26 protein-coding genes and 4 pseudogenes are annotated in these 26,483 nt (G+C 61.3%); 17 read left to right on the top strand and 13 right to left on the bottom strand.

Annotated features, from left to right (window positions below; all coding sequences use genetic code 11):
* The first annotated feature begins 80 nt into the window (after nt 1-80).
* On the top strand, nt 81-416 hold the full coding sequence (locus AC1DZP_RS32475; RefSeq protein ID WP_477226457.1) for a low affinity iron permease family protein: 336 nt from the start codon (nt 81-83) through the stop codon (nt 414-416).
* Between the two features lie 269 nt (nt 417-685).
* Here the strand turns inward: AC1DZP_RS32475 and AC1DZP_RS32470 are convergent.
* A pseudogene (locus AC1DZP_RS32470) lies at nt 686-811 on the bottom strand (co-chaperone GroES); the annotation flags it as partial.
* A gap of 422 nt (nt 812-1,233) precedes the next feature.
* Nucleotides 1,234-1,503, bottom strand: a complete 270-nt coding sequence (locus tag AC1DZP_RS32465) for a hypothetical protein (RefSeq protein ID WP_477308109.1) — start codon at nt 1,501-1,503, stop codon at nt 1,234-1,236.
* Here AC1DZP_RS32465 and AC1DZP_RS32460 point away from each other — a divergent pair.
* Nucleotides 1,484-1,783 carry a DUF982 domain-containing protein gene (locus AC1DZP_RS32460; RefSeq protein ID WP_477308042.1) on the top strand — a complete coding sequence of 100 codons (300 nt, stop codon included), beginning with the start codon at nt 1,484-1,486 and terminating at the stop codon, nt 1,781-1,783. The two genes, AC1DZP_RS32465 and AC1DZP_RS32460, sit on opposite strands and share 20 nt — an antisense overlap.
* 238 nt (nt 1,784-2,021) lie before the next feature.
* Here the strand turns inward: AC1DZP_RS32460 and AC1DZP_RS32455 are convergent, their stop codons facing one another.
* Entirely contained in the window at nt 2,022-2,231 is a 210-nt protein-coding gene (locus AC1DZP_RS32455) for a hypothetical protein (protein ID WP_477227062.1), read from the bottom strand.
* Nucleotides 2,232-2,460: 229 nt separating this feature from the next.
* On the opposite strand from AC1DZP_RS32455, the gene AC1DZP_RS32450 reads away from it, so the two are divergent.
* The 3 genes from AC1DZP_RS32450 to AC1DZP_RS32440 all read left to right on the top strand — a co-directional run bounded on the left by AC1DZP_RS32450 (nt 2,461) and on the right by AC1DZP_RS32440 (nt 3,966).
* On the top strand, nt 2,461-2,928 hold the full coding sequence (locus AC1DZP_RS32450; RefSeq protein WP_477308040.1) for an Hsp20 family protein: 468 nt from the start codon (nt 2,461-2,463) through the stop codon (nt 2,926-2,928).
* A gap of 84 nt (nt 2,929-3,012) precedes the next feature.
* On the top strand, nt 3,013-3,522 hold the full coding sequence (locus AC1DZP_RS32445) for an Hsp20/alpha crystallin family protein (RefSeq protein ID WP_477226525.1): 510 nt from the start codon (nt 3,013-3,015) through the stop codon (nt 3,520-3,522).
* Between the two features lie 144 nt (nt 3,523-3,666).
* Nucleotides 3,667-3,966: a DUF982 domain-containing protein gene (locus tag AC1DZP_RS32440; protein ID WP_192259614.1), complete on the top strand. Its 300-nt coding sequence runs from the start codon at nt 3,667-3,669 to the stop codon at nt 3,964-3,966.
* Nucleotides 3,967-4,187: 221 nt separating this feature from the next.
* Here the strand turns inward: AC1DZP_RS32440 and AC1DZP_RS32435 are convergent, their stop codons facing one another.
* Entirely contained in the window at nt 4,188-4,862 is a 675-nt protein-coding gene (locus AC1DZP_RS32435; protein WP_477308038.1) for a GntR family transcriptional regulator, read from the bottom strand.
* A 293-nt stretch (nt 4,863-5,155) separates the two neighbouring features.
* On the opposite strand from AC1DZP_RS32435, the gene AC1DZP_RS32430 reads away from it, so the two are divergent.
* Genes AC1DZP_RS32430 through atzF form a run of 8 tightly spaced genes read left to right on the top strand, consistent with a single transcriptional unit; the run spans nt 5,156 to nt 13,419 of the window.
* Nucleotides 5,156-6,283 (top strand): BMP family ABC transporter substrate-binding protein, encoded by a 1,128-nt coding sequence (locus AC1DZP_RS32430; protein ID WP_477308036.1) that lies wholly within the window; start codon nt 5,156-5,158, stop codon nt 6,281-6,283.
* A gap of 19 nt (nt 6,284-6,302) precedes the next feature.
* Complete coding sequence (locus tag AC1DZP_RS32425) at nt 6,303-7,427, top strand: ABC transporter permease (protein ID WP_477226528.1); 1,125 nt, start codon at nt 6,303-6,305, stop codon at nt 7,425-7,427.
* Nucleotides 7,427-8,353, top strand: a complete 927-nt coding sequence (locus AC1DZP_RS32420; RefSeq protein WP_477226529.1) for an ABC transporter permease — start codon at nt 7,427-7,429, stop codon at nt 8,351-8,353. Before AC1DZP_RS32425 ends, AC1DZP_RS32420 begins: the two co-directional genes overlap by 1 nt.
* 14 nt (nt 8,354-8,367) lie before the next feature.
* Nucleotides 8,368-9,069, top strand: a complete 702-nt coding sequence (gene biuH / locus AC1DZP_RS32415; RefSeq protein ID WP_203277336.1) for a biuret amidohydrolase — start codon at nt 8,368-8,370, stop codon at nt 9,067-9,069.
* A 10-nt stretch (nt 9,070-9,079) separates the two neighbouring features.
* Nucleotides 9,080-10,609, top strand: coding sequence for an ABC transporter ATP-binding protein (locus AC1DZP_RS32410; protein ID WP_477226531.1), 1,530 nt, complete (start codon nt 9,080-9,082; stop codon nt 10,607-10,609).
* The gene (locus AC1DZP_RS32405; protein ID WP_477226532.1) at nt 10,609-11,277 is read left to right on the top strand and encodes a cysteine hydrolase family protein; all 669 of its coding nucleotides are present in this window, start codon (nt 10,609-10,611) and stop codon (nt 11,275-11,277) included. The genes AC1DZP_RS32410 and AC1DZP_RS32405 overlap by 1 nt, the downstream gene beginning before the upstream one ends.
* Nucleotides 11,270-11,620: a cupin domain-containing protein gene (locus AC1DZP_RS32400; RefSeq protein ID WP_477226533.1), complete on the top strand. Its 351-nt coding sequence runs from the start codon at nt 11,270-11,272 to the stop codon at nt 11,618-11,620. The genes AC1DZP_RS32405 and AC1DZP_RS32400 overlap by 8 nt, the downstream gene beginning before the upstream one ends.
* On the top strand, nt 11,617-13,419 hold the full coding sequence (atzF, locus tag AC1DZP_RS32395; RefSeq protein ID WP_477308034.1) for an allophanate hydrolase: 1,803 nt from the start codon (nt 11,617-11,619) through the stop codon (nt 13,417-13,419). The genes AC1DZP_RS32400 and atzF overlap by 4 nt, the downstream gene beginning before the upstream one ends.
* Before the next feature lie 487 nt (nt 13,420-13,906).
* Here the strand turns inward: atzF and AC1DZP_RS32390 are convergent, their stop codons facing one another.
* Together AC1DZP_RS32390 and AC1DZP_RS32385 are read right to left on the bottom strand one after the other, a co-directional pair.
* On the bottom strand, nt 13,907-15,055 hold the full coding sequence (locus AC1DZP_RS32390) for a porin (protein WP_477308032.1): 1,149 nt from the start codon (nt 15,053-15,055) through the stop codon (nt 13,907-13,909).
* Between the two features lie 209 nt (nt 15,056-15,264).
* A pseudogene (locus AC1DZP_RS32385) lies at nt 15,265-15,369 on the bottom strand (IS5/IS1182 family transposase); the annotation flags it as partial.
* Between AC1DZP_RS32385 and AC1DZP_RS32380 the strand changes: the two are divergent.
* Nucleotides 15,362-15,493: pseudogene (locus AC1DZP_RS32380) on the top strand (ATP-binding protein); the annotation flags it as partial. The pseudogenes AC1DZP_RS32385 and AC1DZP_RS32380 overlap by 8 nt on opposite strands.
* A gap of 1,010 nt (nt 15,494-16,503) precedes the next feature.
* Here AC1DZP_RS32380 and AC1DZP_RS32375 read toward each other — a convergent pair.
* The 5 genes from AC1DZP_RS32375 to tauA form a co-directional block, all read right to left on the bottom strand.
* Nucleotides 16,504-17,526, bottom strand: a complete 1,023-nt coding sequence (locus AC1DZP_RS32375; protein WP_477308101.1) for an aminopeptidase — start codon at nt 17,524-17,526, stop codon at nt 16,504-16,506.
* 349 nt (nt 17,527-17,875) lie between these two features.
* Nucleotides 17,876-19,027 carry an FMNH2-dependent alkanesulfonate monooxygenase gene (gene ssuD, locus AC1DZP_RS32370; protein WP_477308030.1) on the bottom strand — a complete coding sequence of 384 codons (1,152 nt, stop codon included), beginning with the start codon at nt 19,025-19,027 and terminating at the stop codon, nt 17,876-17,878.
* Between the two features lie 44 nt (nt 19,028-19,071).
* On the bottom strand, nt 19,072-19,920 hold the full coding sequence (locus tag AC1DZP_RS32365) for an ABC transporter permease subunit (RefSeq protein ID WP_477308028.1): 849 nt from the start codon (nt 19,918-19,920) through the stop codon (nt 19,072-19,074).
* The gene (locus tag AC1DZP_RS32360; protein WP_477308026.1) at nt 19,917-20,711 is read right to left on the bottom strand and encodes a taurine ABC transporter ATP-binding protein; all 795 of its coding nucleotides are present in this window, start codon (nt 20,709-20,711) and stop codon (nt 19,917-19,919) included. Before AC1DZP_RS32360 ends, AC1DZP_RS32365 begins: the two co-directional genes overlap by 4 nt.
* A gap of 67 nt (nt 20,712-20,778) precedes the next feature.
* Complete coding sequence (gene tauA / locus AC1DZP_RS32355; RefSeq protein WP_477308024.1) at nt 20,779-21,786, bottom strand: taurine ABC transporter substrate-binding protein; 1,008 nt, start codon at nt 21,784-21,786, stop codon at nt 20,779-20,781.
* Between the two features lie 344 nt (nt 21,787-22,130).
* Between tauA and AC1DZP_RS32350 the strand changes: the two genes are divergently transcribed.
* Nucleotides 22,131-24,176 carry a sensor histidine kinase gene (locus AC1DZP_RS32350; RefSeq protein ID WP_477308022.1) on the top strand — a complete coding sequence of 682 codons (2,046 nt, stop codon included), beginning with the start codon at nt 22,131-22,133 and terminating at the stop codon, nt 24,174-24,176.
* 74 nt (nt 24,177-24,250) lie between these two features.
* Nucleotides 24,251-24,451: pseudogene (locus AC1DZP_RS32345) on the top strand (alpha-ketoglutarate-dependent dioxygenase AlkB); the annotation flags it as partial.
* A 78-nt stretch (nt 24,452-24,529) separates the two neighbouring features.
* On the opposite strand, the gene AC1DZP_RS32340 reads toward AC1DZP_RS32345, so the two are convergent.
* Both AC1DZP_RS32340 and AC1DZP_RS32335 read right to left on the bottom strand, forming a co-directional pair.
* Nucleotides 24,530-25,546 (bottom strand): YihY/virulence factor BrkB family protein, encoded by a 1,017-nt coding sequence (locus AC1DZP_RS32340; protein ID WP_477308099.1) that lies wholly within the window; start codon nt 25,544-25,546, stop codon nt 24,530-24,532.
* A 301-nt stretch (nt 25,547-25,847) separates the two neighbouring features.
* Nucleotides 25,848-26,051, bottom strand: coding sequence for a CsbD family protein (locus AC1DZP_RS32335; RefSeq protein ID WP_095091057.1), 204 nt, complete (start codon nt 26,049-26,051; stop codon nt 25,848-25,850).
* A gap of 184 nt (nt 26,052-26,235) precedes the next feature.
* On the opposite strand from AC1DZP_RS32335, the gene AC1DZP_RS32330 reads away from it, so the two are divergent.
* Nucleotides 26,236-26,406, top strand: a complete 171-nt coding sequence (locus tag AC1DZP_RS32330; protein ID WP_477308020.1) for a hypothetical protein — start codon at nt 26,236-26,238, stop codon at nt 26,404-26,406.
* The last annotated feature ends 77 nt before the right edge of the window (nt 26,407-26,483 follow it).

Raw genomic sequence — 26,483 nt, 5'->3', positions numbered from 1 at the left:
GTGAATTTACGCCTGCGTTTTTCCCATTCTCAACGTTAAATTGGATTTCCAATGATCGCCTTGTTGACTTTGGCCAGGATATGAATCGGTTCCTTTTCATGGCGGCCGACTTTCTATCTCGGCCACCGGGTTTCTACGTGATGCTCATAGCCATGGTATTGTGCACCGCCCTGGTGCCCTTTGGACTGACAAATGTGGTTACTTATGCCCTATCGGTTGCCGCCATCGTGATCACTGGTGTCGTCCTTATACAAGGCTATCGCGACACCGCCGCCATCCACGCCAAACTCGATGAGATCATCGTTTCACTGGAGGAAACCAGAAACGACGTGGTTGGATTAGAGCATGCCGAGCCGGAGGAGATCAGGGAAAAACTTGGGAAACTCGAAGAAGAAGCGGCCTGCAGGCCGCCGTGAGCATGTCCGTCGAGCCGGGCATTAGACACGGCGACTTCAGGCGTCCATAGCGCGGTCGTGGGTCTTTAGAGCCGGGAAGCCAAGGACTTCAGTCTCAATTGCGTGATCTCTAATGTAATATAGATTTGTCACCAGCGAGGTTTTTCTCGTGATGGCGGCCCGGTGGTCATGGGCGGGTTGGGGTAAGATCACCGGGCCTGACCGGCGCGGGGTTGGGGCACTCGCCGGCTGGCGAATTATACACCGCTCTCGCTTAGTCGACCACGTCTCGCATCGACTTCGCCCTCCTGCGGCTTCGCCTTGGCAGCGTCGGGAATAATGATGCCGCCGGCCGTCTTCTCCTCGACCTCGATGCGGCGAACCAGGATACGGTCGTGCAGTGGACGGAACGTCATGTCGTTCTCCTTCAGGACAAACAGATTTTTAAAAGTTCCTCCACACCGGATCGGGGAGGTGCGGGGCGCCGCGACCCTTCTACAGGCATCGCGCGCATATCGACCTAGTTTTGCATGTTTGAGTTTCAAGAGGTGGCCGAAGAAATTTTGGCACTCGGCATTTCAGAGTGCTAGCGACTGAATTTATGGAGCTATTTTGCCAGGGCGCGCGATTTTCAGGTCTGGAGATTCGGTCCGAACTCCGCGAATTTTTTGCAGTTGAGTCCCGGGTCACGACAACACCAAAGACGCCAAGGATATTGTTAGGAACAGAGACCATCGTGGAACGAACTTTGTCGAAGAACACTGCGCCGTTGACTCCATGCCCTCGCTGCGAAAACTACCGCGTGCTGCGAGCCCGCGTAAGACGGCATCTTCACAATTCATTTGCCGGCATCGGGTCCGCTCCCCTTGAACTGAAAAGAGGCGTTTCCAATCTTTTTATGTGTCCAGCGCGGCTTGCCGGATGTCGAGTTGAGCAGGAGCGGAAGGATCGCATGGAAACGATGCTCTTTGATATCCCGTTTCCGCCGCGGTTTGCCGTGGCGTTCGCCAAGCTCACCGGCCTCGTTTGTAGGAGCCGCGCAGGGTGAGGCAGGATCCGGTTGCCCCATGATTTGAAGGGAGGTCACTATGGAAAGCGCGACGTTCAAACAACCGGTTTTCGTAAGAGACGAGGGCCATGTTGTCCAAAAGATCGGCTGTGTCATGGATGCGATAGAGTTTCTGGAAGAATGGCCGRTTGAAAGGCGCGGCCTCCTCCACGCTGCGGCGTCGGATGCATGCTACTCCGCGTACGATGGCCGGAAGCCTGTCGAGGCGGCGAACAGGGCCTTTACGATCTGGGCACGCAGGGTCGCCGTCATCGAGGATCTGCCCGCAGCGCCGCACTGGRTGACAGGGCCGAAGATCAGCAAAGTAGACCATCTTTAGATAGTCAGGGTTAATACTGTGGCAGCAATCTACCGCCGCAGCATCAAAGCGGTTCGTCACCGGGGCATGGGGAGCGGAAAGCCGAGTCCCTTTTCGTTGTCTGTTCATATAGGTGCGGTCAGCACAGACAAACTACCAAGCGGATCGCGGGATTAAGCGCGTCTGCCTGAATAGCAAGCCGCCGGCGGCATCTTCACGCTTCGCCCGGATGCACCTGGGCCGGATCTGCCAGGTCGCCTTAGTCATCGGGCTCGATAAGGTCGATTAGCGCTGCTACCCGGGTTCCCGGCAGCGGTCGCCCCTGGCTCATCAGCGCCTCATCACCAAAGGCCCAGGCCCACGCCTCTCTCAATTCCTCGAGCGAGGCACCGGACGCGATGATCTCCGCAATCGTCACGCCGTCTATGGATCCGAGGACCGAGACAACGTCTTGGCGTGTCATGGTCATCCTTTTCCTCCGTTCGAAATACCAGCGAGCAGATGGGTATTCGATGGAACGCTTGCCACCCAGCCATTTGAAGGCGGTCGCGAAACTGCCTTGGCGGACCCTCTTGACGCGGCGGAAGTCAATTCCCAATTCATTCTCGTCGGTCGCCACGTAAGGGGCCGATGTGTCAGGGAGCGCCAGGCTTCTTGGCGTTCCCTCGTATCTATGTTGCTCCAACGAGGATGTAGTTATGAGAACGAACCTGGACTTTTCCCCCTTCTATCGGTCGAGCATCGGCTTTGACCGCATCTTCAACCTGCTTGAAAACGCCAGCCCCCCGCAGAACGCGGATAGCTGGCCGCCTTACGATATTGCCAAGCTCGGCGAAGACACCTACCGCATTGTCCTCGCGSTCGCCGGTTTCGGTGAAGACGAGCTTACGATCACGCAGGAGCCAAATATGCTCRTGATCGAGGGCGCCAAGACAGAKAACGACGRGGTTCAGTACCTCCATCATGGCTTGGCGTTGAGGTCGTTCGTGCGTCGCTTCGAACTTGCCGACCATGTGACCATTGTCGGGGCAACGCTCGAAAACGGTCTGCTGATCATCGACCTCAAGAAGCAGATTCCCGAGGAGATGAAGCCGCGCCGCATCGCGATTAATGTCGAKACCGACAAGAAGGCGGCCTCCAAGSRCATTGAAAGCGCGGCGGCCTGATCTTTGGCGGTCGGCCTGCAGCAGACACCCGTCCTCGTGGATGGGGTCCGGGTGCGACCCACAAAACGGAAAGGAGAAGGACAAATGAGCGTACGTGACTTGATTCCCTGGAGCCGTGGCGGCAGCCAGGCACCGAGCATTTATCGCAGTGACGACATGGATCCGTTCCTGTCGTTGCACCGTAATGTCAACCGGCTATTCGACGAGGTGTTCCGCGGTTTTGACACGCCTTCGATTCTTGGCCGCGTGCCTCCTCTCAATGGCACTTGGCCAAGCGTGGAGTTCTCGGAAACCGATAAGGAAATCCGGGTGACGGCCGAAATCCCGGGCCTCGATGAAAACGACGTCGAGGTCATGCTGGATGATGGTGTTCTGACGCTTCGCGGCGAGAAGAAAGCAGAGAGCGAGGACAAGGACCGTCAGTTCAGCGAACGCTATTATGGGCGTTTYGAGCGGCGCTTCAGTCTCGGCCGTGAGGTTGAAGACGACAAGGTGGCGGCCACGTTCAAGAACGGTGTGCTCACGGTGACGCTGCCGAAGACCAAAAAGGCGCAGGCAAACGCCAAACGCATTGCAATCAAGGGCAGCAAATGAGGTTCGCGAAGGAAAGGCCGGGGCTCGTCGAGCCCCTGGCCTCTGCAGATAGCGAGGATGGTCAAATGGCGTCCGACAGCCTCAAACGAAAGAGCCGCGTCATGTGATGCTGAATCAACCCTTGCAATCCCAGGGAGGTAACAAATGACCAGTCTGGCTTTCCTTGCCCCCGTGCAGGTTAAGACCAGTGACGTGATACACGACATCAACTCGGTGCGGGAGGCGCTGGTATTCTTGAATCAATGGCCAAGGGCCCGTCGGGGACCGGTATACAGCTGCGCAGTGAGAAGCTGCAACGCCGCGATTGCTGGTCAGATGACAACCGATCAGGCGCGGCAGGCATTTGTCGGCTTTGCCAGGATAGCTGGGGTGCTGGCCAAATCCGATTTTGCGCCACTGGCCGGGGCTGATCAAAAGCTGTCCGTTTCTGGGCGCAGTCCCTGATTTTCAGTTCAGGGTTTCTCCCCGCGACTAAAATAATAGTTATCCGCCAATAGGTTACGGGGCGGTTAGCCAAGGTCGACAAGAAGCTGGTTCAGCCATCCGCCAATAGGGTCACCTTATACCGAATGGCTGCTCTGCGCTTCATCTCGGCCGTTGGCGCGAAACTTTGCGCCGCCTGGAAGCAGACATCGTCTGCGGGCATTCGGGCTGTCCGGAAATTTTCAGGCTACGTCCCGCCGAATTGGCTTGCGATCATCAGTCGCGAACACCGCGCTCGCCTCGCTGACGATAGAGACATGGTCCCTGGCGGCCTTGCCCGCAGCCACGCTGTCTCCGCGCATGATTGCGGTGACAATTAGGTCGTGTTCCTGCCAGGATTTGGCCAGCCGTCCGGGCAGCATGAACTGCGCGCGGCGGAAGGGTGCCAACCGGCTGCGGGTCATCACAGTGAGATCGTGGATATGCGTATTGTGGGCGCCACGATAAAGCCGGGTGTGGAACTCGGTGTTGAAATACTCGTAGTCCACCTCGGCGCCCAGCTGAACCATCCGCGCTGAAGCCTGGTGCTCGAGCTCGAGCCCGCGGCGCTCGCTGCTGGTCATGCGCTCGGCCGAGAAGCGCGCGCAGATCGCCTCGAGTTCGGCCATGCTCTCGAACATCGAGGCGAGATGCTCCTGCGTCACGACGGCGACAATAGCGCCCCTGTTGGGTCGCCTCTCGACCAGGCCCATGGCGCTGAGCTGGCCAAGCGCCTCCCTGACCGGAGTGCGTGATACGTCGAAGCGGGCGGCGAGCGAGGCCTCGTCCAGCTTTTCGCCGGGGCGCAGGTAGCCGGTGACGATCCGGTCGCCGATCGCCCGCACCATCTGATCAACAGTCGTGCCCGACCTGATCAAGCTGCGCTTCCCCGACAAGTTTCCTCCGTCCCGTCTTCTCGTGGAGTCGGCCGACCCGTTGGTCCTTCGACTCGATATGCCCTCTATGCCTCTATTTTAATCTGCCTGTCAAACTGGCTATTTTCAAGGCAAAAAGTGCATGCAATTGCCTCTGCTGTGAGCACGAGCCTTCGATACCATAACTGATTTTATTGGATAAATTTCAATTCGAAAACTGGCACGGTGATTGCATGCACTTTCTGGACGGCATGTTAACCGACCCGGAAAAAGGGTCCCAAAGGGGAGCATTCACTATGACCGACAGATTCATGCTTAACCGCCGCCAACTGCTCAAGACCTCCGCCGCGGGAGCCGCGCTCGGCCTGGCCTCGGCATCCTTACCGATCAGCCGTGCCTTCGCCGCCGCCGCCACAGTCGGCTTCATCTATGTCGGCCCGAAGGATGACTACGGCTACAACCAGGCGCATGCCGAGGGGGCGGCGTCGCTGAAGGGCATCGAAGGCATCTCCGTCGTCGAGGAGGAAAACGTTCCCGAGACGGTCGACGTCCAGAAGACGATGGAATCGATGATCAATCTCGATGGCGCCTCGCTGATCTTCCCGACCTCCTTCGGCTATTTCGATCCGCACATGCTGGCCATGTGCGCGAAATTCCCCGACGTGCAGTTCCGCCATTGCGGCGGCATGTGGAACAAGGACAAGCATCCGATGAATGCCGGTTCCTATTTCGGCTATATCGGCATGGGCCAGTATCTCAACGGCGTCGTCGCCGGTCACACCTCGAAGAGCAAAAAGCTCGGCTTCGTCGCCGCCAAGCCGATCCCGCAGGTGCTACTCAACATCAACTCCTTCCTGCTCGGCGCACGCTCGGTCGACCCGACGATCACCTGCCAGGTCATCTTCACCGGCGAGTGGTCGCTGGCGGTCAAGGAGGCGGAAGCCACCAACGCCCTGGTCGACCAGGGCGCCGACGTTATCACCTGCCATGTCGACAGCCCGAAAGTGGTGGTCGAGACGGCCGCCGGCCGCGGCGCCTTCGTCTGCGGCTATCACGCCAACCAGAGCCCGCTGGCGCCGGAAAAATACCTCACCGGCGCCGAGTGGAACTGGGCCAAGGTCTACAAGATGTTCGTCGACGACCTCATCGCCGGCACGCCGCTTCCCAATTTCACCCGCGGCGGACTGGCCGACGGCTTCGTCAAGATGAGCCCGCTCGGTCCCGCCGTCGGCGAGCCGGCCCGCAAGCAATTCGACGCCACCCTGGCCGAAATGATGAAGGGCGGGTTCTCCGTCATCAAGGGCCCGCTGAAGAGCAACAAGGGCGCCGTCGTGGCGACGGAAGGCCAGGCCTTCGCCGAGACCGCCATCGAGCTCGAAAGCATGGACTATCTCGTCGAGGGCGTCGTCGGCTCGACCGCCTGAACCGGACGGAGGCGGCAACATGACAGACACGGTGGCAGGTGCCGGCACGCCGGCTACGTTCGGTGCCAGGGGTTATCCGGCGGCGCTCGAATGGATCGCCAGGCGGGCGGAAGCTTTTGTCATTCCGCTCGCGGCGCTGGTCGTCGGCATGGTCCTGTTCAGCCTGTTCATTGCGCTGGTCGGCAAGTCGCCGGTCCAGCTCTATGAAACCATGTGGCGCGGCGGCTTCGGCTCGTGGTTCTCGATCCAGAACTCGCTGTCGCGGGGGGCGCCCCTGCTGCTCGCGGCGCTCTGCGTGGCGCTGCCGGCGCGGCTCGGCCTCGTCGTCATCGGCGGCGAGGGCGCCATCGTTCTCGGCGGCGTCGCCGCGGCTGCCATCGGCGTGGCGCTGGGCGGCGCGCCATCATCAATCGTCATTCTTGCCATGGGCGTGGCGGGCATGGCCGCCGGCGGCATCTGGATAGGTGCCGTCGGCGCGCTCCGCCACTACCGGGCCGTCAACGAAACCATCTCCAGCCTGCTGATGGCCTACATCGCCATCGCCCTGATGAACCAGCTGGTGGAAGGGCCGCTGCGCGACCCGGCCTCGCTCAATAAGCCCTCGACCCAGCCTCTCGCTGACATCTACCGCATCGGCAACATTCCGGGCATGGAGGTGCATTGGGGGCTTGCCGTCGGCGTCGTCGCCTGCGTGCTCTCCTGGGTGCTGATCGAAAAGACCCGCTGGGGCTTCGCCGCCCGTATCGCCGGCGGTAATGTCAGGGCAGCGCAGGTGCAGGGGCTGGCCGTCGGACCGCTCATCGTCGGCTTTACCGCGCTTGCCGGCGGCTTTGCCGGTCTTGCCGGCATGCTGGAAGTCGCGGCCGTGCAAGGCAGCGCCAACGGCTCGCTCGCCGCTGGCTATGGCTACACCGGCATCCTCGTCGCCTTCCTTGCTCGCCACAACCCGCTGGCCATCATCCCGGTCGCCATACTGCTTGGCGGCATCGACGCGTCCGGCGGGCTGATCCAGCGCCGCATGGACCTGCCCGACGCCACCGTGCTGGTGCTGCAAGGCATGCTGTTCATCGTCATCCTGTTCAGCGAAACCTTGTACGGCCGCTTCAAGGCCTTCAATCCCGATTTGTGGCAGAGGGCTGCCTGATGGACGCAACCGAGATCGGCCTCTGGGGCGTGCCGCTCGCCATCCTCGGCGGCGCCATCCGCGTGTCGACGCCCTTTATCTTCGTTTCGCTCGGCGAGGCCATCACCGAGCGTTCCGGCCGCATCAATCTTGGCCTAGAAGGCACGCTCGTCTTCGGCGCCATGACCGCATATGCGGTCGCGGTGATGACCGGCTCGCCGTGGCTCGGCCTGCTGGCCGCCGCGGCCGCTGGCCTTTGCTTCGGCCTGTTCCATGGCTGGATCTGCAAATTCGCGAAGGTCAACGACATCGCCATCGGCATCGCGCTGATGCTGTTCGGCTCGGGGCTCGCCTTCTTCTTCGGCAAGCCGTTCATCAAGCCGAAGGCGCCCAACCTTCCGGCCATTCCGTTCGGCGCCTGGTCCGACATTCCGCAGGTGCAGGCGGCGCTCGACGTCAACGTCCTGTTCCTGATCGGGGCGGCACTTTCGCTCGTCCTGTGGTGGGCCTTCCGCAACACTCGCGCCGGCCTCATCGTGCGCGTCGTCGGCGACAGTTCCGACGCCGCGCGCGCCATGGGCCTCAACCCGAACACGGTGCGCCTCGTCGCCACCGGTGTCGGCGGTGCGCTGGCCGGTATCGGCGGCGCCTATCTGTCGCTCTACTATCCCGGCAGCTGGACCGAGCGCATCTCGTCTGGCCAGGGACTGATGGCGGTGGCACTGGTCATTTTCGCGCGCTGGAATCCGCTCGGCTGCTTTGCCGCCGCCCTTCTGTTCGGCGGCGCCGGAGCGCTCGGACCGGCGCTGCAGTCGGTCGGCGTCACGCAAGGCTACTACCTGTTCTACGCCGCCCCCTACATCCTCACCTTGATCATCATGATCGCCACCTCGTCGCCGACCCGTTCGCTTGCCGGCGCTCCGGGTGAATTGTCGATCACCAAATAACTGGAGTTTTTGCCATGAACGCCAGAGCCGAAATCACCCAGCGCTATATCGACGCCGACCCGTATCCATGGCCCTACAATGGCGAACTTCGCCCCGACAACACGGCGTTGATCATCATCGACATGCAGACCGATTTCTGCGGACCGGGCGGCTATGTCGACCATATGGGCTACGACCTCTCGCTGGTGCGCGCGCCGATCGAGCCGATTAAATCGGTGCTGTCGGCCATGCGCGCGAAAGGCTACACCATCATCCACACCCGCGAGGGCCACCGGCCCGACCTCGCCGACCTGCCCGCCAACAAGCGCTGGCGCTCGCGCCGCATCAATGCCGGCATTGGCGACCCCGGCCCCTGCGGGCGCATCCTGGTGCGCGGCGAGCCGGGCTGGGACATCATTCCCGACCTTTACCCGATCGAGGGCGAGCCGATCATCGACAAGCCGGGCAAGGGCTCGTTCTGCGCCACCGACCTGGAGTTGATCCTCAACCAGCGCGGCATCGAAAACATCGTGCTCACCGGCATCACCACCGACGTCTGCGTCCACACCACCATGCGCGAGGCCAACGACCGCGGTTTCGAATGCGTGATGCTGGAGGATTGCTGCGGGGCGACCGACTACGGCAATCATCTCGCCGCGATCAAGATGATCAAGATGCAGGGCGGCGTCTTCGGTGCGGTGTCGAACGCGGCGTCCTTCGTCGCCCAACTGCCGTGAGGAAGCCAGGATGAGCGCGATCACCGGCAAAGCCGTCGGCGTACAGACCATCGGCATGACCATGCGTTTCGGCGCCTTCACGGCGCTGGGCGATGTCTCCATCAAGGTGCCGGCCGGCTCCTTCCACGCACTGCTCGGCGAGAACGGCGCCGGCAAGTCGACGCTGGTCAAATGCATAATGGGTTTCTATCACCCGACCGCCGGCGACATTCTGGTCGACGGCCGCGAGGTGGCGATCGCCAGCCCCAGGGACGCATCGGCGCTCGGCCTCGGCATGGTCTACCAGCATTTTACGCTTGTCCCGTCGCTGACCGGTGCCGAAAACCTGGTCATTTCGCGTGAGAAGGTTCCCGGCGTGATCGACTGGCGCAAGGAGCGCGGCGACCTTGCCGTGTTCATGGATCGCATGCCGTTCAAGCTGCCGCTCGACGTCAAGGTGGCCGAACTGGCGGCCGGCGAGAAGCAGAAGCTGGAGATCATCAAGCAGCTTTATCTTGGCCGCTCCTTCCTGGTGCTGGACGAGCCGACCTCCGTGCTCACCCCCGGCGAGGCGCAGGAAGTGCTGGGCCTTGTGCGCGACATGACAAAAGCCGGCGACCTGACCGTGCTGATGATCTCGCACAAATTCCACGAGGTGACGGCGTTCGCCGACGACGTCAGCGTGCTGCGCAAGGGTCGGCTGACCGGCACCGGCCGCGTCGTCGACCTCGACCGCAAAGCCATGGCGACGATGATGATCGGCGATCAGCCGATCGCCGCGCTCGACAGCCGCGCCGAGCCGAAGCCGGACGCCGAGATCGTGCTCAAGGTCAAGGCGCTGAAGGCGCCTGACCGCACCGGGCTGAAGTCGATCCGGATCGAGGATCTCGGCGTGCGCTCCGGCGAGATCGTCGGCATCGCCGGCATTTCCGGCAACGGCCAGAAGGAATTCCTCGAAGTGCTGGCCGGGCAGCGCCCGCGCGATGCCGGCGAAGTCATGGTGCGCGGCACCGCCTATGCGGCGACGCGTGCCGAGGCGCGTGCGCTCAACGTCCGCCTTATCCCGGAAGAGCCGCTGAAGAACGCCTGCGCGCCGAAAATGACGGTGGCTGAGAACATCTCCTTCCGCACCTTCGACATCGACAGCAACGGCAAGCCGGTGAGCTGGATCAGCGCCAGCACCATCAAATCCTTCAGCGCCAGGCTGGTCGAGCAGTTCAAGGTCAAGACCGCCTCGCTTGCCTCGCCAATCGCTTCGCTGTCTGGCGGCAATGTGCAGCGTGCCGTGCTCGCGAGGGAACTGACCGGCGAAGTCGACCTTCTGATCGTCTCCAACCCGTGCTTCGGCCTCGACTTCTCGGCCGTGGCCGAAATTCGCGCCCGCATCATGAAGGCGCGCAATTCGGGGGCCGCGGTGCTCCTGATGTCGGAAGACCTTGACGAGCTTTTGGAGCTCTCGGATCGCATCCTCGTCATGTCCGATGGCGCGCTCGTCTACGAGACGCCGATCGCGCAGGCGAGTGTGCAGACGATCGGCGAGCACATGGCAGGGCATCACTGATGGCAGAAATCGCAGCACAGCCCTTTGCCTTCGGCTTCAAGCCTGAGACCACGGCGCTTATCGTCATCGACATGCAGCGCGACTTCGCCGAACCGGGCGGCTTCGGCGCCAGCCTCGGCAACGACGTCAGTCGGGTCGTGGCGATCGTGCCGACGGTGAAGCGTCTGATCGAAGGCTTTCGCGCTGCCGGCCTGCCGGTGATCCACACCATGGAGTGCCATAGGCCCGACCTTTCGGACCTGCCGCCGGCCAAGCGCGACCGCGGCAATCCGTCGATCCGCATCGGCGATATGGGCCCGATGGGACGTCTACTGATCGCGGGCGAACCCGGCACCGCGATCCTCGACGAGCTTGCGCCCTTGCCCGGCGAGATCGTCATCGAGAAGCCCGGCAAGGGGGCCTTCTATGCGACCAGCCTCAGCAACGACCTCAAGTGGATCGGCGCCCGCCAACTCGTCTTTGCCGGGGTGACGACCGAAGTCTGCGTGCAGACGACGATGCGCGAGGCCAACGACCGTGGCTATGAATGCCTGCTCGCCGAAGATGCGACGGAAAGCTACTTTCCCGAATTCAAGGCAGCGGCCCTGGCCATGATCAGGGCGCAGGGCGCCATCGTTGGCTGGACGGCAACGACCGACCAGGTGCTCGAGGGAATTGCTAATGCCTAATCTTGCCTTTGCCGGCCTGCTCGACAGCGGCTGGCGCGATCTGGCGTTCGAGCATTTCCGCGACGGCATCAGCGTGCACTGGCTGCTGAAGGGCGGACCGGTCGAGCCGTCGGTCGCGATCCTCAGCTACCAGCCTGGCGCCGGCGTGCCGCGCCACCGCCATGCCGGGCTGGAAACCATCGTCGTCCTGGAAGGGACCCAGAGCGACGAGAACGGCGACTATCCTGCCGGCAGCGTGATCCTCAATCCGGTCGGGACCGAGCATTCGGTGTGGACGAAGGAGGGCTGCGTCGTGCTGATCCAATGGGATCTGCCGGTGATCATTCTGGGGGAGACGAAATGAGTGATGTCCACTTCGACATAGCGAGCCTGCACGCGGCCTATCGGAGCGGCCTCAGCGTTGGCGATGTGATTGCGACTATCCATGCCCGCATCGAGACAGCTGATGATCCGGGCATCTTCATCCACCTCGCCGCCCGGGCGGATCTGCTTGCGGCGGCCGAAGCGCTTGGCCCGTTCGATCCGGTGGGAAAACCGCTCTGGGGTATTCCCTTCGCCGTCAAGGACAACATCGACGTCGCCGGCATGCCGACGACGGCGGCCTGCGCCGAATACACCTACTGGCCCGACGGTGACGCCACCGTAGTCGCGCGGCTCAGGGCCGCCGGCGCGCTGGTCGTCGGCAAGACCAATCTCGACCAGTTCGCCACCGGCCTCGTCGGCGTGCGCACGCCCTGGCCGATCCCGCGCAACGCCATCGATGCGGAGCTCGTGCCGGGCGGCTCCTCCTCAGGGTCGGCGGTGGCGACGGCACGCGGCATCGTCTCCTTCGCGCTGGGCACCGACAYCGCCGGCTCCGGCCGCATCCCGGCCGGCCTCAACAACATCGTCGGGCTGAAGCCGACGGTCGGCGCGCTGTCGGCCGCCGGCGTGGTGCCGGCCTGCCGAACGCTCGATTGCGTCTCGGTGTTCGCGCTAACCGTCGACGACGCCTATCGGGTGTTCTCGGTCGCAGCCGCGCGCGATGCGGCCGATCCCTATTCGCGCGACATCGCCATCCAGCCGCTCGCCACGCGTCAGCCGGTGCTGACTGTCGGCGTGCCGGCAAAAGCCGACCTCAAATTCTTCGGCGATGCGGCGATGCAGGCCGGATTCGAAACCTCGCTTGCCATGCTGTCGCGGGTCGGCTGCCGGCTGGTCGAAATCCCGTTCGGCGATTTCTACGCGACCGCCAACCTGCTCTATGAGGGCGCCTGGGTGGCAGAACGCTATGCGGCGATCCGCGATTTCATGGAAGCCAACGAAGCCGCCATGCATCCGGTGACGCGCAAGATCATCGGCGGCGCCAGAAGTCTGTCGGCGGCGGACGCCTTTCGCGGCCTCTATGCCTTGCAGGCTTACAAGGCGAAGCTCGCCCCGGTCATCGCCTCGGTCGACCTGTTCTGCGTGCCGACCGCGCCGACGCATTACACCACTGCCGGCGTGCTCGCCGATCCGGTCGAGACCAACAGCCGGCTCGGCACCTACACCAATTTCGTCAACCTGCTCGATATGTGCGGCATTGCCGTACCGACCGGCACGCGCGATGACGGCCTGCCGATGAGCGTGACGCTGCTTGCGGCCGCCGGACTGGACGGCCTTGTAGCGTCCGTCGCGCGCGATCTCCATGCCGCGAGCGGCCTCACCCTCGGCGCGATCGGCTGGCGGCAGCCGAGCGCGCAGCCTGTCGGCGCATCGGCCGAAGACGGCACGATCGAATTGGTGGTGGTCGGCGCTCACCTCTCGGGAATGCCGCTCAATGGCCAGCTCAGGGAGGCTGGTGCCCGGTTCTGTCGGGCGATGAGGACAGCCTCTTCATACAAGCTTTATGAGCTCGCGGGCCAAGCGACGCCCAAGCCGGGACTGGTTCGTGTCGGGAACGGCGGCACTGCGATCGAGGTGGAGGTCTGGCGGCTCCCTGCCGACGCTTTCGGCCACTTTGTGGCCGCCATCCCGCCGCCGCTGGGCATTGGCAGTATAGAGCTTGATGACGGCAGCACCGCCAAAGGCTTTCTGGTGGAATCCGTGGGCTTGCTAGGCGCTTATGACATCTCATCATTCGGCGGCTGGCGCCGCTTTCTGTCAGATCGCGTTCCCGCTTGAACACTTCGTCAACGGACTTTGCGAAGGCAAGAGCAGCTGGCGGCGCCGACCGAGGCAGGTTGAACTTCTGATATCCTTCGTTGCGAAGCCGGAAAGCTGCCATTCCGCCTGCAGCCCAAAACCAGCCAAGCTTGTCACGGGTTCATCGATCCTTTTGTCCGCGTGCATGGAAAACTAGTCCTCCTCTTGGTCCTTAGGTTCGCCTGACCATACGAGGGAATACGAAGGAAACGGGTTGGCGAACCATCCGCTAACATATTGATTTTGTGTAGAAAACGTTGACCCTCCGGGCCCACCATAACTATTGATTTTTGAGGCGGCAAATCACGGCTGCTTCATGCCACAATCATTCTCTGACGCAGCTGCGGAATAGAGAAGCAGAGAGAATGCTAAGCTTGGACGTCAAATCGCGCCGAGCAGACTCTGTTGTGGACAAGAAAACCCGGCGGCAACCCGCCGGGTTTCGGTTTCGCCGAAGCGAGACCTGTTAGAAGTCGCGCTGGAAGCGGAGCATACCACCGACGCTGTTCTCCTTGTCGGCAGGCGTAAACGCGGGGTTGACAAAGTCAACATCGCCAAACCGGCCTGCATGGAGATAGTCGACTTCGGCCGTGACCGTGAAGCCGGGAACAACGTTATAAGCGACGTTCGCTGCAACGCCGAGGTTCTTCCAGTCGTCAGCAGACACCTGAAGGTTGAACGAGGTCTTCTCGTTGAACTTGTAGGTGCCACCGCCCCACACTGCCCAGTTGCCGCCCCACTGCTTGTAGAAACCGCGACCGTTGGCCGGGAAAGCCAAGGTCGTGTCGCTGAGGTTGTCGTCGGTGCCGTAGCCGGCCATGACCCACAGTTGCAGAGCGTCAGACACGTTCACGTCCAAGCGGGCCTTGAAGGCGACTTCTTCGTAGTTGCTGTCATAAGCGACGACACCGGTGATGGCGCCCCAGCCCTGCGTCCACTTCACACCGCCGACGACATGCGGAACGTAGCTGTCGATCGTGTAGGCGCCATAGCCTTCTTCGAGCGAGACGACGGCTGAGAAGCCGTTGCCAGCGTCGAAGTAGTACTGGATGACGTTGGTATCGAAAACGCCGTAGGGAACCAGCGTATCCTGGAGGACGTTGCCGGCGTAGCCGATGAACGTATCGAAGGCCGATTCGTCCTTGCCGACGCGCAGACCACCGAGCTGGATCCAGGCGAAGTTCAGCTCGAGGTCCTTATTGTGAGCCTCGTTGCCGAACTCGTCACCGAAGCCGTTGGAATTACCGAATTTGAAGCGGGTCTCGGTGTAGGTCTTCAAGGTACCGAGTTCGGTTTCCTGGCCGGTCCAGGTCTTCAGCGTGAAGCGGGTGTTCTTGAAGTACGTGCTGTTGTCATCTCCATCCTGATGATCCGCAGATTTCGCACCGTCGAACGAGCCGGTGTCACCGATGCCGATGTCGTAGCGGACATAGCCGCCGATGCGCAGGCAGGTTTCGGTGCCGGGGATGTAGAAGTAGCCAACGCCGTAGACGTCGCAGATCTTGACGTATTCAGCGGGTTCCGGCTCGGCGACGACGACGGCGTCGGCGGCGCGCGCACCGGAAACAGCGATTAGAGCCGCAGCGGAGCTGAGAAGAAGGCTCTTGATGTTCATTTTCAACCTCCGGCTTCAAAGTGGGTGCCGTGGATCTACCGGCCTCCGAAAAGATGAGTCACACCCTTTCCAAGTGCGAGATTTACGCTCGCGCTTAGTCACCACAATCGAAATCGGCCGCAACGAAATCAGTCGAGACGACATTGCCCAAACGATGTGACAAAAAAGGCACTATTTCGTTTCAACCCTAGGTCGCAGTAACGATTTAACTATCTGAGCCAGATAGCGATAGCGGCGCGTTTAACGAAGAAGCCCATGAAGTTGGCCAGCAGCTTGTCGTAGCGGGTTGCGACACGGCGGAACTGCTTGAGCTTCGGAGAATGGCCCGCCGTCTTCGGCGACGCCAAGATGACGACAGCGCTCCTCGACCGTCTCACCCATCATTGCGAGATCATCGAGACCGGCAACGAGTCCTGGCGCTTCAAGAACCGCGCCTGATCACCCAATCAGCTGCCAAGCGCAATCCGCGCTCGCCGGGGCTGCGCAACCCTGACCAGGTCCGCCCGGGCGAACGTTGACCGCTCCGCACTACATAAAGGGGATCAAAATTGGACGCCGATCGGGGGGCAGTTTTGGAAGCCGTTTGACAAACGGGATCTGGCGGAAATGTGTGACCGAACCAACAGGCGGCGAAAAGTTCGCATTTGAAGGTGGAATTGCGCCGACAGCATTCCTCAAAAATCAGTGTTGCAAGTCATATGCTTGACCCGTCGATCGTAGTTGCTCAAGTGTTTTTCCTGCGCAACTTCCCGACCCGTCTGCGCCCACCGGATCGGCCTTGCCTCTTACAGTTATGGTGCCGGCCAGCCTGTCCGGCGAAATATAGACGGCAACCCCGTCTTGGCTAATTGTGGACAAATAGAAAGCACGATGCAGACCGCTAACCTCGCAATGCACCAAGAAGGGAAAGTCATCAAATGATCCCTCGCTGGAATGCGCGATGGCCGCAAACTGCGATAACGCAATGGCAGCAAAAGCTGCTCTTACGCGAGGATTCCGCCAAGACGCGACATATGCCATTGATTGGAACCCCGCTTGCTCGCCGTTATCCTTGATCGCCCGGTCGTGACGGTGGTGGTGCGGACAACAACGCCATTCCCGCATCCGCCCTATGAGCGGCTCTTCGAAAACCAAGTTCCGCACATAACAAGTTTCGCGCATATAGTGTCATTTGGCAAGTTCAGGCCCAGCGAGTGCAATCGGAAAATAGCGCTTCATGGTATGTGTCGTCCCAAAAATCCCCGCCTCAGTTGGGGCGCCTTCGGCTGCCTAGTGTCTCGCCCTTACTCTAAAAGTTTGGACCCTTGTTCCAGGGGCGCCGTGCCTGGGGTGTCGCCCAGAACGCTTCACCGTATCTGCCTTATCTAGTCGTGCGGCGAACAATGCCTGGATCGGCTCTGCATCGCGGATTGTGCGGGCATCGTGGATGTCCTTGATGGGCGATCAAGTCAATCACACGTGGCCGCAGCCTCAAGCGCTTCGGCACGGGAAGGTTTGTGCAAATCCGCGATCCGCCGAACAGAAGCGTAGAACCTTGGATAGTCGCCGGAACACAGATCGAACAAGCGAAGAAACGCCGGAACCTGTTCGCCATAGACAGTGGTCGCGGCGAGCTTTGCGTTGTTGATCGGGGCATCGAACCACGCGTCGTACCCCCGGTATCCGCCCCAGCGCCTGTCGCGCATTTGCCTGTAGCGCGTCCGGAGCTTGTCGATCGTGGCTGCCTTGGCAGCCGCCATCTGCTCCGGGGTACGGGGACTTGCATAGACCTGCCCCAACTCGTCCCGCGTTTTCGACAGCAGTCCAAGAAAATCGGCACGGCGCTTGCGATCGGCTTCGTAGCGGCGCAATCCGGCGCGATCGCCAGCAGCGCGCAGCCATTTCCTTGCGCCGGTGGTTTCGACGGCAACCGCGAAAGCCTCATTGAATGCGGAATCGTCATTCACATAGATGCGCTGATGCGCCAGCTCATGAAAGACAAGGCTTGCGAGATACGTGTCATCCTGACGAAGCATGGTGCTTAGCAGCGGGTCACTGGACCAGCCCAGTGTGGAATAGGCGGTGATGCCTGTGACATAGACGTCCAGCCCCTGTCGATGAAGCTCGACAGCGGTGTCAGTCGCGGATTTCCGAGCAAAGTAACCCCGGTACGGAACGCAGCCGAAAACCGGAAAGCACCAGGTTCGTGGCGTCAGGGAGAATTGTGGCGCCGCAAAAACGGCCCAGGTCACAGCGTCCCGACCGATGTCAACATAGCTGCGGTAGCTGCTGTTGTCGGGCAGTGCCAGTTCATCTGTGGCAAACCGTCGTATGGCGCTCGCCGACGTCAGCTTGGCGCGCAATGCCTCGGGCGTCGAAGGATCATGGATCAGTTTTCCAACATTTTCGCGCGCCGCCATGATCTGCACATGACCTTCCAACGACTGCGCGTAGTAGGAAATGCTTGTGCAGCCGGACACCCCGGACGCCATGATCATCGCGGCAAGCAATCGAAAAACGCGCTTCACCAGCTTGCCCACCGCTTGCTCTTCTCCCCATGGAGCAAATATCCCCATTGCCCCGGTCTCAAACAGGCGCACCAATTTTCGTCAAGGTCTGGAAGGGGTCGCGGGGTCGAAATTTCGACTTTGGCAGGTTTGGCAAATGCGGGCCATTCGCCTGCGAGTTGACGGATGTCCCACCGCGGGACGGAGTCCGCAAGATGCGGACTGTCCACTGGGATGCTACATTCCCCCAAGCTGCCGGTCTGCTGCCGGTCCTACCTCAGTCCTTCGATGTTACCAGTAGTGTGGCTTTTCTGAGCGCGGAGCAGACAGGACGTTACGATGCGGATGCCGCGACCTTGGAAGGCACACCGCGTCCGAACTCGACGTCCCAGCTACGCTCCAAAGGTGCGGCTTCGCCACTCAACCCGAGTTTGGGGAAAAGCAGTTCGGCGACGTTGAACGCCTCTTCCAGGTGCGGGTAGCCGGACGCGATGATCGTTTCGATGCCGATGTCCTGATACTCGCGTATGCGCGCTGCAACATTGTCGGGATTGCCGACCAGCGCCGTTCCCGCGCCGCCACGCACCAGCCCAGGTCCAGCCCACAGATTCGGGCCGACAACCAGCCGGTCGCGCCGGCCCTGATGAAGTGCCGACATGCGCTTCTGCCCAACGGATTCCGAGATGTGGATAAATCCGTTCTGGGCTTCGGCGATCAGGTCGTCGGTGACGTGGCTGATCAGCCGGTCAGCGGCAGCCCAGGCCTCATCCTCCGTTTCGCGTACGATCAGATGAATGCGAAGGCCGAAACGGATCGTGCGGCCTTGTGCAGCCGTTGCTTTCCTCACGCGATCGATCTTCTCGGCAAGCTGGTCCACCGGTTCGCCCCAGCTCAGATAGGCGTCCACATGCTTGGCGGCGATCGCAATGCCGGCGTCGGAAGAGCCTCCGAACCAGAGTGGCGGATGGGGTTGCTGAACCGGCGGGAAGGAAATGTCGGTGCCGTGGGCAGAAAGGTACTTGCCCTCGAAATCCGCTGGCTCACCCGAAAGTATCCGCCGCCAAATGGTCAGGAACTCGTCGGTTTGCGCATAGCGCTCGTCATGGCTGAGCTTGTTGCCGTCGCCGGCGAGGTCGGCTGGATCCGCACCGGTGACGACATTGAGCAGGATGCGGCCGCCGGAGATGCGGTCCAGGGTGGCGGCATGACGGGCAAACAGGGCCGGCGTTCCGCTGCCCGGCCGAAGCGCGACGAGGAACTTCAGCCGCTCGGTAAGCGGGATCAGCCCGGCCGCCACGATCCAGGCGTCCTCACACCGCGTCCCGGTGGGCAGCAGCACGCCCTTGAAGCCAAGCCGGTCGGCGGCCTGGGCGATCTCCTTGAGATAGCCGAAGGTTGCCGGCCGGTGCCGCTCGTCGGTGCCGAGATACGGTCCATCGCCATGCGTCGGCAGGTACCAGTAGAGGTCGAGCGGCTTGCTGGGCATCGGATTGTTCCTTCAGCGACGGGGAATGTGTGGGCAGGCAAGCGTCAGAGCTTGCCCTTCCAGGGGATGAGACGGTGCTCCAGCCAGCGCATGCCGCTGGTGAAGGCAAAGGCAAGGATGGCGATGACGATGAGGCCGACGAAGACGACGTCGGTGGCGAGGAAATTGGCGGCCGACATGATCATGTAGCCAAGGCCTGACTGGGCCGCGATAAGCTCGGCCGCGACCAACGTCGACAATCCGGCACCGATGGCAATCTTCAAGCCGGTCATGATTTCCGGCAATGCGGACGGCAGGATGATGCTGGTGAACAGTTGCAGCCGGCTGGCGCCGAGCGACAGCGCGGCGTTGATGCGTTCAGCCGGCACTGACCGGACACCAGCCTGTGCGGCAAAGCAGATTGGGGCAAAGGTTGACAGCGACAGGAGCACGATCTTGGAAGTCTCGCCGATGCCCAGCCAGATGATCAGCAGCGGCAGGTAGGCCAGCGGCGGCAACCCCCAGTAGAGATCGATCGGCACGCTGAAGATGCCCTTGACCCAGCGATTGAGGCCCATCAGCAGGCCGAGCGGAATGCCAAGGAAAATGCCGACGCCGAGCGCCGCGGCGATGCGGCCCAGGCTTGCCAGTGTGTGGTCGAGAAGCGTGCCGTTGGCATAGCCGTCGGCCCAGACGGCGCTGAATTGGGTCAGCACCTCGGCCGGCGACGGCAGGAACAGCGGCGACGCCCAGCCAAAGCGCGCGGCGATGAACCACAACGCGATCAGTGCAGCCAGTGTGACCAGGCTTATGCCGAGCGTGCCTGTCGACGCGGATCGGCGTGGCTGGAGGGACGGCCTGCGCTGGGTCGTCGAAGGTGGGAACGAAGTCGGGGAATTGGCGGCAAGCGTCATTGCAAGGTTCCTGTGCGGGCGCCTTCCGGCTGGTGGATCAGCGAGCGGATTTCCTGACGCAGTTCAATGAAACGCGGGTGGGACTGGATCGGCCCGATGTCGCCGCTCCTGGCAAACTCGCGGACGAAATCGGCCTCGAACCGGGCAACGATACGGCCAGGCCGAGGCGACATCACAACGATGGTCGTGCCGAGCGTGAGGGCTTCCTCGATGGAATGGGTGATGAACAGGATCTGCTTGCCAGTCTTGGCCCAGACCGAGGCCAGAAGCTGCTGCATTGTCTCGCGCGTCAGGCTGTCGAGGGCGCCGAACGGCTCATCCATCAGCAGGATCTTCGGATCGGTGGCCAGGGCTCGCGCGATGCCGACGCGCTGGCGCATGCCGCCGGACAGTTCATAGGGCGGCTTTTCGGCGAAATCGGCGAGCCCGACCAGTTCCAGCAGACGCCTCGATCGCTCATGGCGTTCACTGCGCCGCACGCCCCGGTATTTCAGGCCGAGAGCAACGTTGTCCAGCACATTGGCCCAGGGCAACAAGGTATCCTTCTGGAAAACGACACCACGATCGCCGCCGGGTGCGACGATCTCCTTTCCATCCAGTGTGATCGTGCCCTCGGTGAGCGGCAGGAAGCCGGCGATCGCGTTGAGCAATGTCGACTTGCCGCATCCGGAAGCACCAACGGCGACGACAATGGAATCAGGTGCAATGTCGAGCGAGACGTGATCGAGCGCGTGAACGTCCTGGCCGTCGGAAGCTGGAAAGGTGACGCTGGCGTCGCGAATTCGAAGCATGGTGGCCTCCAGGCAGTTTGGCTGGCGAGATTGCCGCCAGCCAGAGCCGAATGTCGTTCAATGATTTTTAGTTGGAAGCCTTGGCGGCCTGCGCATATTGCGGATCGGCGGCTGAGGCGTAGCTGTCCTTGATGGCGGTGATCTTCTTCTGGTCCTTCAGGAAGCCCGCAGTGTCCTTGAGGATTTTCGCGACAGCACTCTTGTCGCCACCGCCCAGCCATTTGTCGGAAGCCTGTTCATCGACTAGCGGAACCACCGTCGTCTTCAACTGCTCCGAATTCTCGGCCGCCGTGCCACCCTGCAATTTGGCGATCGCCTTGGCGCTCTCGGAGTCCGGTCCCCAGGAAGCTGGGTTGGTCAGGTATGACGTTGTGTAGCCGTCGATCAGCCGGACATACTGGCCGAGGAAGTCGGGATTGGCCTTGGCAAAATCGCCGGTCACGACAAGTGCGCTGAAGGTCGGAGCCCCACGATCAGCGACCTGGCCGGCTGTGAGCAGGACCTTGCCGTTCTTCTTGAGTTCGGAGAGTGCCGGATCCCAGACGAAGGCGCCATCGATGTCACCGCGCTTCCAGGCCGCGACGATTTCGGGCTGAGGAATGGCGATGACCTGGGTTTCCTTCTCCGTGATACCTTCCTGCTTGAGTACGGCGAGAAGCTGGTAATGGTCAGTCGAGACGGGTGCTGCGGCGAGCTTCTTGCCCCGCAAGTCGGCCGGCGACTTGATCTCGGGCCGCACCACCAGGGCTTCGCCGTCACGAGAGACCGAGGAGATGTAGAACGCCTTCACGTCGATGCCCCTGCTGACGGCGGCGGCGAACGGGCTCGATCCGACATCGCCGATCTGAACGTCGCCGGATGCGATGGCGGCAAAGATGTCGGCGCCTGAATTGAAGCGGCGGAATTCGATGTCCCAGCCGGTCTTCTTGGCAAGATCGCCATTGGCAATGCCGAGATTGTACGGATTGGCACCCGTCTGGTAGGCGATGACGACTTTCTTGTCGGCGGCAAGCGCTGCGGCGGAGCTGGCCGCCAGGGCAAGCCCAACAAGGGCAGCGGAAATCAGTTTTCGCATGGTATCTTAATCCTTTGGAACAGAGGGCACAGCTTCGATTGCCAGCCCTGAGCGAGGGGCTGAGGATTAAAGTCCACTAATGTTATAGACTTAGACAGGAATGAAATTCCGAAAGGCCGATCCTCCATAAAAAATTCGGCTTCGACGCGAACCGGCCCCAAAGGATAATTCTCACGCAACCCGAGGAGYCGGTCCGACGCACTATTTGTCGGGATCAGCTCGCTGTCGGCGGGTCGAATTTCTCTCGACTGCCGCGGCCGCCCTAGCTTGAACTATTGCTTGCTGTTCACCGGCTTGCGATTATGGTTGGCCAGGTTTTCTGAGGCGGCAGGGGAAACAGCATTTTGCCTCGTCGATCAGCTCGATCGCACCTGCTTGGTCTGATCGCGGCCGCGGTGATACCGGTCTGGCTCTTCGCGGCCTATCTGCTGGTCCAATATGCTGTGCATGAGCGGTCCCGCTTCGAACAGGACGCTCGCCAAACCGCCCGGCAGGTTTCGCTCGTTGTCGAGGGCGAACTAGCCAATCTTCAAACGACTCTCAACGGTCTGTCGAAATCGCCTGCTCTGGCCAATGGCGATCTGGAAACCTTTCGCGGCGAGGCGCTCAGCCTGGTCGAAGGGACGGACCGGATCATCGTCCTGCGCGATTTAGGTCGCAATCAGTTGTTGAATACAGGGATCGGGCACGGTGAAGTTCTGCCGCCGGTCGAACCGATGCCGGCAGGGGATCTGGAGAAACTCAGAGCGTCCGGCATTTTCGTCAGCGACGTCTTTGCCAGCAAGGATTCCAAAAACTACCGCATAGCCGTTGCCATACGGGTGCCGGCGCCGACGGGCGAAGATCTGGTCCTTTCGATTTCCATCCCGACCGGACGCATCCGGGATGTGATGATGCCTACTGTTCTTGAGGGGTGGACGGTTGGTGTTGGAGATCGCCACGGAAGTTACGTGGCACGTTCCAGGTCGCATCAGGAGATGAGCGGCAAGCCTGGATTGCCGGAATATCTGGAAAAAATCGTTGGCCGCTCCGGCAGCTTCACATCCCGCAACTTCGAGGGCACCACGCTGCTGGCGGGCTACTACCGATCCTCCTTTTCCGATTGGTTCTATACCGCCAACGTACCGCTTTCCGAGGTGCAGGCGCCGCTATGGCGCTCGCTCGCGGCAATTTGCGGGATCGGCCTGCTGGCGCTTCTTGTGTCGATCGCTCTCGGCTACGTCGTGGGAAAGCGCTTCACTGGAGCGACCACCGACCTAGCTGCCCGCGCTGAGGCGCTTGGTCAGGGTCGCGCAGTTGAGCCCATGTCCACCACGGTTGCGGAGTTCGGCGCCATTGCGCAGGCGCTGGTAGACGCCGAGCGCGCCATCGCCGAGCGCCGGTATGAATTGGAGACAGTACTGGAGACGGTGCCGGCAGCGGTCTGGTTCACCTATGACCCCCAAGCCCTCCAGGTCATTCGCAATCGCTTTGCGGCGGAACTCATGGGTTTGCCGACCGACGCCCGCAAATCGTTTGGCGCGCCCGACCTCGTGATCAACACCGTGGCGGTCAAGGACGGGCATACTGTGAGCCGAGAGGACCGGCCTCTGAGCCGGGCCATGCGTGGAGAGCTGACAGACAACGAAGAATTCGCCTATACGCTTCCGTCTGGCGTGGAGCGCTTTCTGCTCTCGAGCGCGCGTCCGATCCGCAACCCGGGCGGCAGCATAATTGGTGCCGTGCAGATCAGCCTTGACATAACCGACCGCAGACGCGGCGAAGAGCATCGCAAATTGCTGGTCAATGAACTCAACCACCGCGTCAAGAACACGCTTTCGGTGGTCCAGGCAATCGCAAGCCAGACGATCCGCAACGCAACCACTTTGCCCGAGGCAGGTCGGGTCCTGTCCGACCGGCTCATCTCGCTGGCGAAGGCGCACGATATCCTGACGCAGAAGAACTGGAGCGGCGCCGATCTCCATGATCTGGTCACAGCCTCGATCAAGCCACACGCTCCGATCGAACGATTTCAAATCAGCGGAGGGAAGGTTTGGCTTCCGCCCAACGTCGCCCTTTCATGTGCTCTAGCACTTCATGAACTTACGACAAATGCGATCAAATATGGGGCGCTGTCGAATGCAAACGGCAGGGTTTCGCTATCCTGGAAGCTTGTTGGTCAAAAACAGCAACGCCAACTTGAACTCGAATGGCGAGAGACTGGTGGCCCGATCGTGGTCCCCGTCGAGCGCAAGGGGTTTGGAACCCAGCTCCTGGAGCGCATATTCGACTCCGATTCCGCGGGACGTGTGGTGCTGACTTTCGAAAGGTCGGGACTGGTCTGCCTTTTCCAGGTGAACCTGTCTGAGCCGAATGAGGCTGAAGCACATTTTCCAGGCAGCGAAACTTAGACCTCGCTGTTTAGTCCGAACTATTTTTGGGTGCGCAATGGCGCATGGCGGACCCTCGTTGAAGTCATTCGCTTGAGTTGATTGCCGGCGTGTCGCTTCTGGCACCGTGTGATTTCAGGCTGCGTCGCAAGAACGGCGACAGATGGGATCGTCAGACCATCACGGTTGAACCGCGGTCAGCCTGTCTCATGTCAGGCCCGGCGCGCAGCGAATGGGAACACAGCATTCCGCCTTTGGCCAAGCATCGCTATTCAGTCACGCTGCGAACATTGCGGCTGCAGGCCAAAATCAAATGCGTGGGCGGCGCGTTCGGACCGGCAAGCACTGCAGAGGGGATCCGGCGAGCCGAAATATCAATCCGCAGTCTTGCCCAATGTGTCGGCGACGACCGCACCGCGCTTGCCCATGGGCAGGGCAGGGCCCGTGGTCGAGTCAACGGCCGTCTGATGTTCCATCTCCGCGTTGATGGCGGCGCCGGCAATAAGGATGATGACTGAAATCCAAGTCCACATCATCAAGCCGACCACCGCGCCAAGCGATCCGTACGTGGCGTTGTAGTTGGCGAAATGCTGCAGATAGAACGAGAAGAGCCACGATGCCCCGATCCAGACAGTGGTCGCGATCAAGGCTCCCCAACTCAGCCATCGCCACTTGGCATACTCCCGACTCGGCCCGAAGCGATAGAGCAGGGAAATGCCGGTCAGCGTGGTGCAAACCAGGATCGGCCATCGGGACGCCGCAACAAGCGTTTCGGTCCAGGCATCAAGGTAGAAATAGCGCAACAATGCCGGAACGACGCCCACGGTTAGCAACAGCACGATGCCAATCAGCAAGGCTCCGACCGTAAACAGGATCGACATCAGGTTGAGGGTGATGAAGCTGCGTTTCTCGCGCTCTTCATAAGCTATGTTCATGGCGTCGAAGAGCGCCTTCATGCCGCTGTTGGCGCTCCATAGCGCGATGCCAAGGCCGATGAAGAAGCCGGTTCCGAGAGCACCCGGTTTCTGCTTGGCCAGGGCCTGCAATTGGTCGCGAATAAGATCGAGCCCGCCCGACGGCAGCAAACCGCCCAGATAGGCGACATGATCCGCGACCGTGACAGGATCCGCGACGAAACCATAGATCGAAATGAAGGCCGCCAGCGCCGGAAACAGGGCGAGCAATAGATAGAAGGTCGCGCCTGCCGCGACCAGCAGGACCCGGTCCTTGTTGAATTCTTCCCACAGCCGCCAGAAGATATCCTTCCAGCCCAGCGCCGGGATTTGTGATGGCCAGGCAGCATCGCGTCCACGGCCTCTAGGCTCCGACCGCAGGGTGGCTTTGCTGCCTTCTGTGGTTGATGCAGCACGACTGGCCGCTTCCCCATCGATGAGTGAGGGCTTCGTTCCGGTCGGCCGCTGTTTCCCTTCCGCCTTCCAAGCCACTGTGCGCGCCTTAATCAATCCCGCGTTCAACAGATGTCGTTGGGCGCCGCCAGCGCGGCAAAGTACCTCTCGCCTGATCCGGCTTTGCTTTGCCGTCCAGCGCCGCCTTTCAGATCGGCGCAGCTACGTCTCTTTCTGCGCGCTCTATTAGCCGACAAGCTATCCCCTAAGGACGGCCCGTCGCCGCCGTGAATGGAGCGACGGGCGTTATGATCAGTCGCGCTTGCGCGGGTCGGAGAATTCGAACCTACCACCCCTGCCGGCCATACCAGTCATCGATATCGCGACGGGCTCGATCCTTCTCGATGCCGTAACGCTCCTGGATCTTGCCTTCGAGCTGATCGCGTTTACCGGCGATTCGATCAAGATCATCGTCAGTGAGTTTGCCCCATTGTTCCTTGATCTTACCCTTAACCTGCTTCCAGTTTCCTTCGACGCGGTTCCAGTCCATGACACAGGGTCTCCTTCGTTTCACACAAGGCCAAACGTCGTCCGAAGAGGGAGGTTCCACGATGTCCTCGCTGCTCGGACTTTCTCAAAACGCTGTGTAGATGGCCGGGGCCTGTTGGGCTGGGCGGGCGGCAGGAACCATCCACCTCGCGGGCCGTTGGGTCACAGGAAGGGACATCCGACAGATGGTTGACGAGCCAGGAAGGCCACCGGCTGCGACGGACGGCATGGCTCGTCGTCTGGCTAGCGAGACCGGCATCACCGAAGCACAGGCCCGTGAGCTGATCGACTTCCTCGGGCTCAATTGGGCATCGCTCTTGCGGGAAGCGCGGATGCTGAAAAACAGGAAGCCTTAGACCGCAACTTTCTGACTGGGATCATGTGGAGCCTGTCGGCAGCCAAGACAACGGCCGAGCTTTGGGCCGTGTGATCC

This window comes from Mesorhizobium sp. P2_F8 (assembly GCF_056403655.1).
The sequence above is the reverse complement of the archived record's forward strand: the minus strand, read 5'-3'. Positions and strand labels throughout refer to the sequence as shown.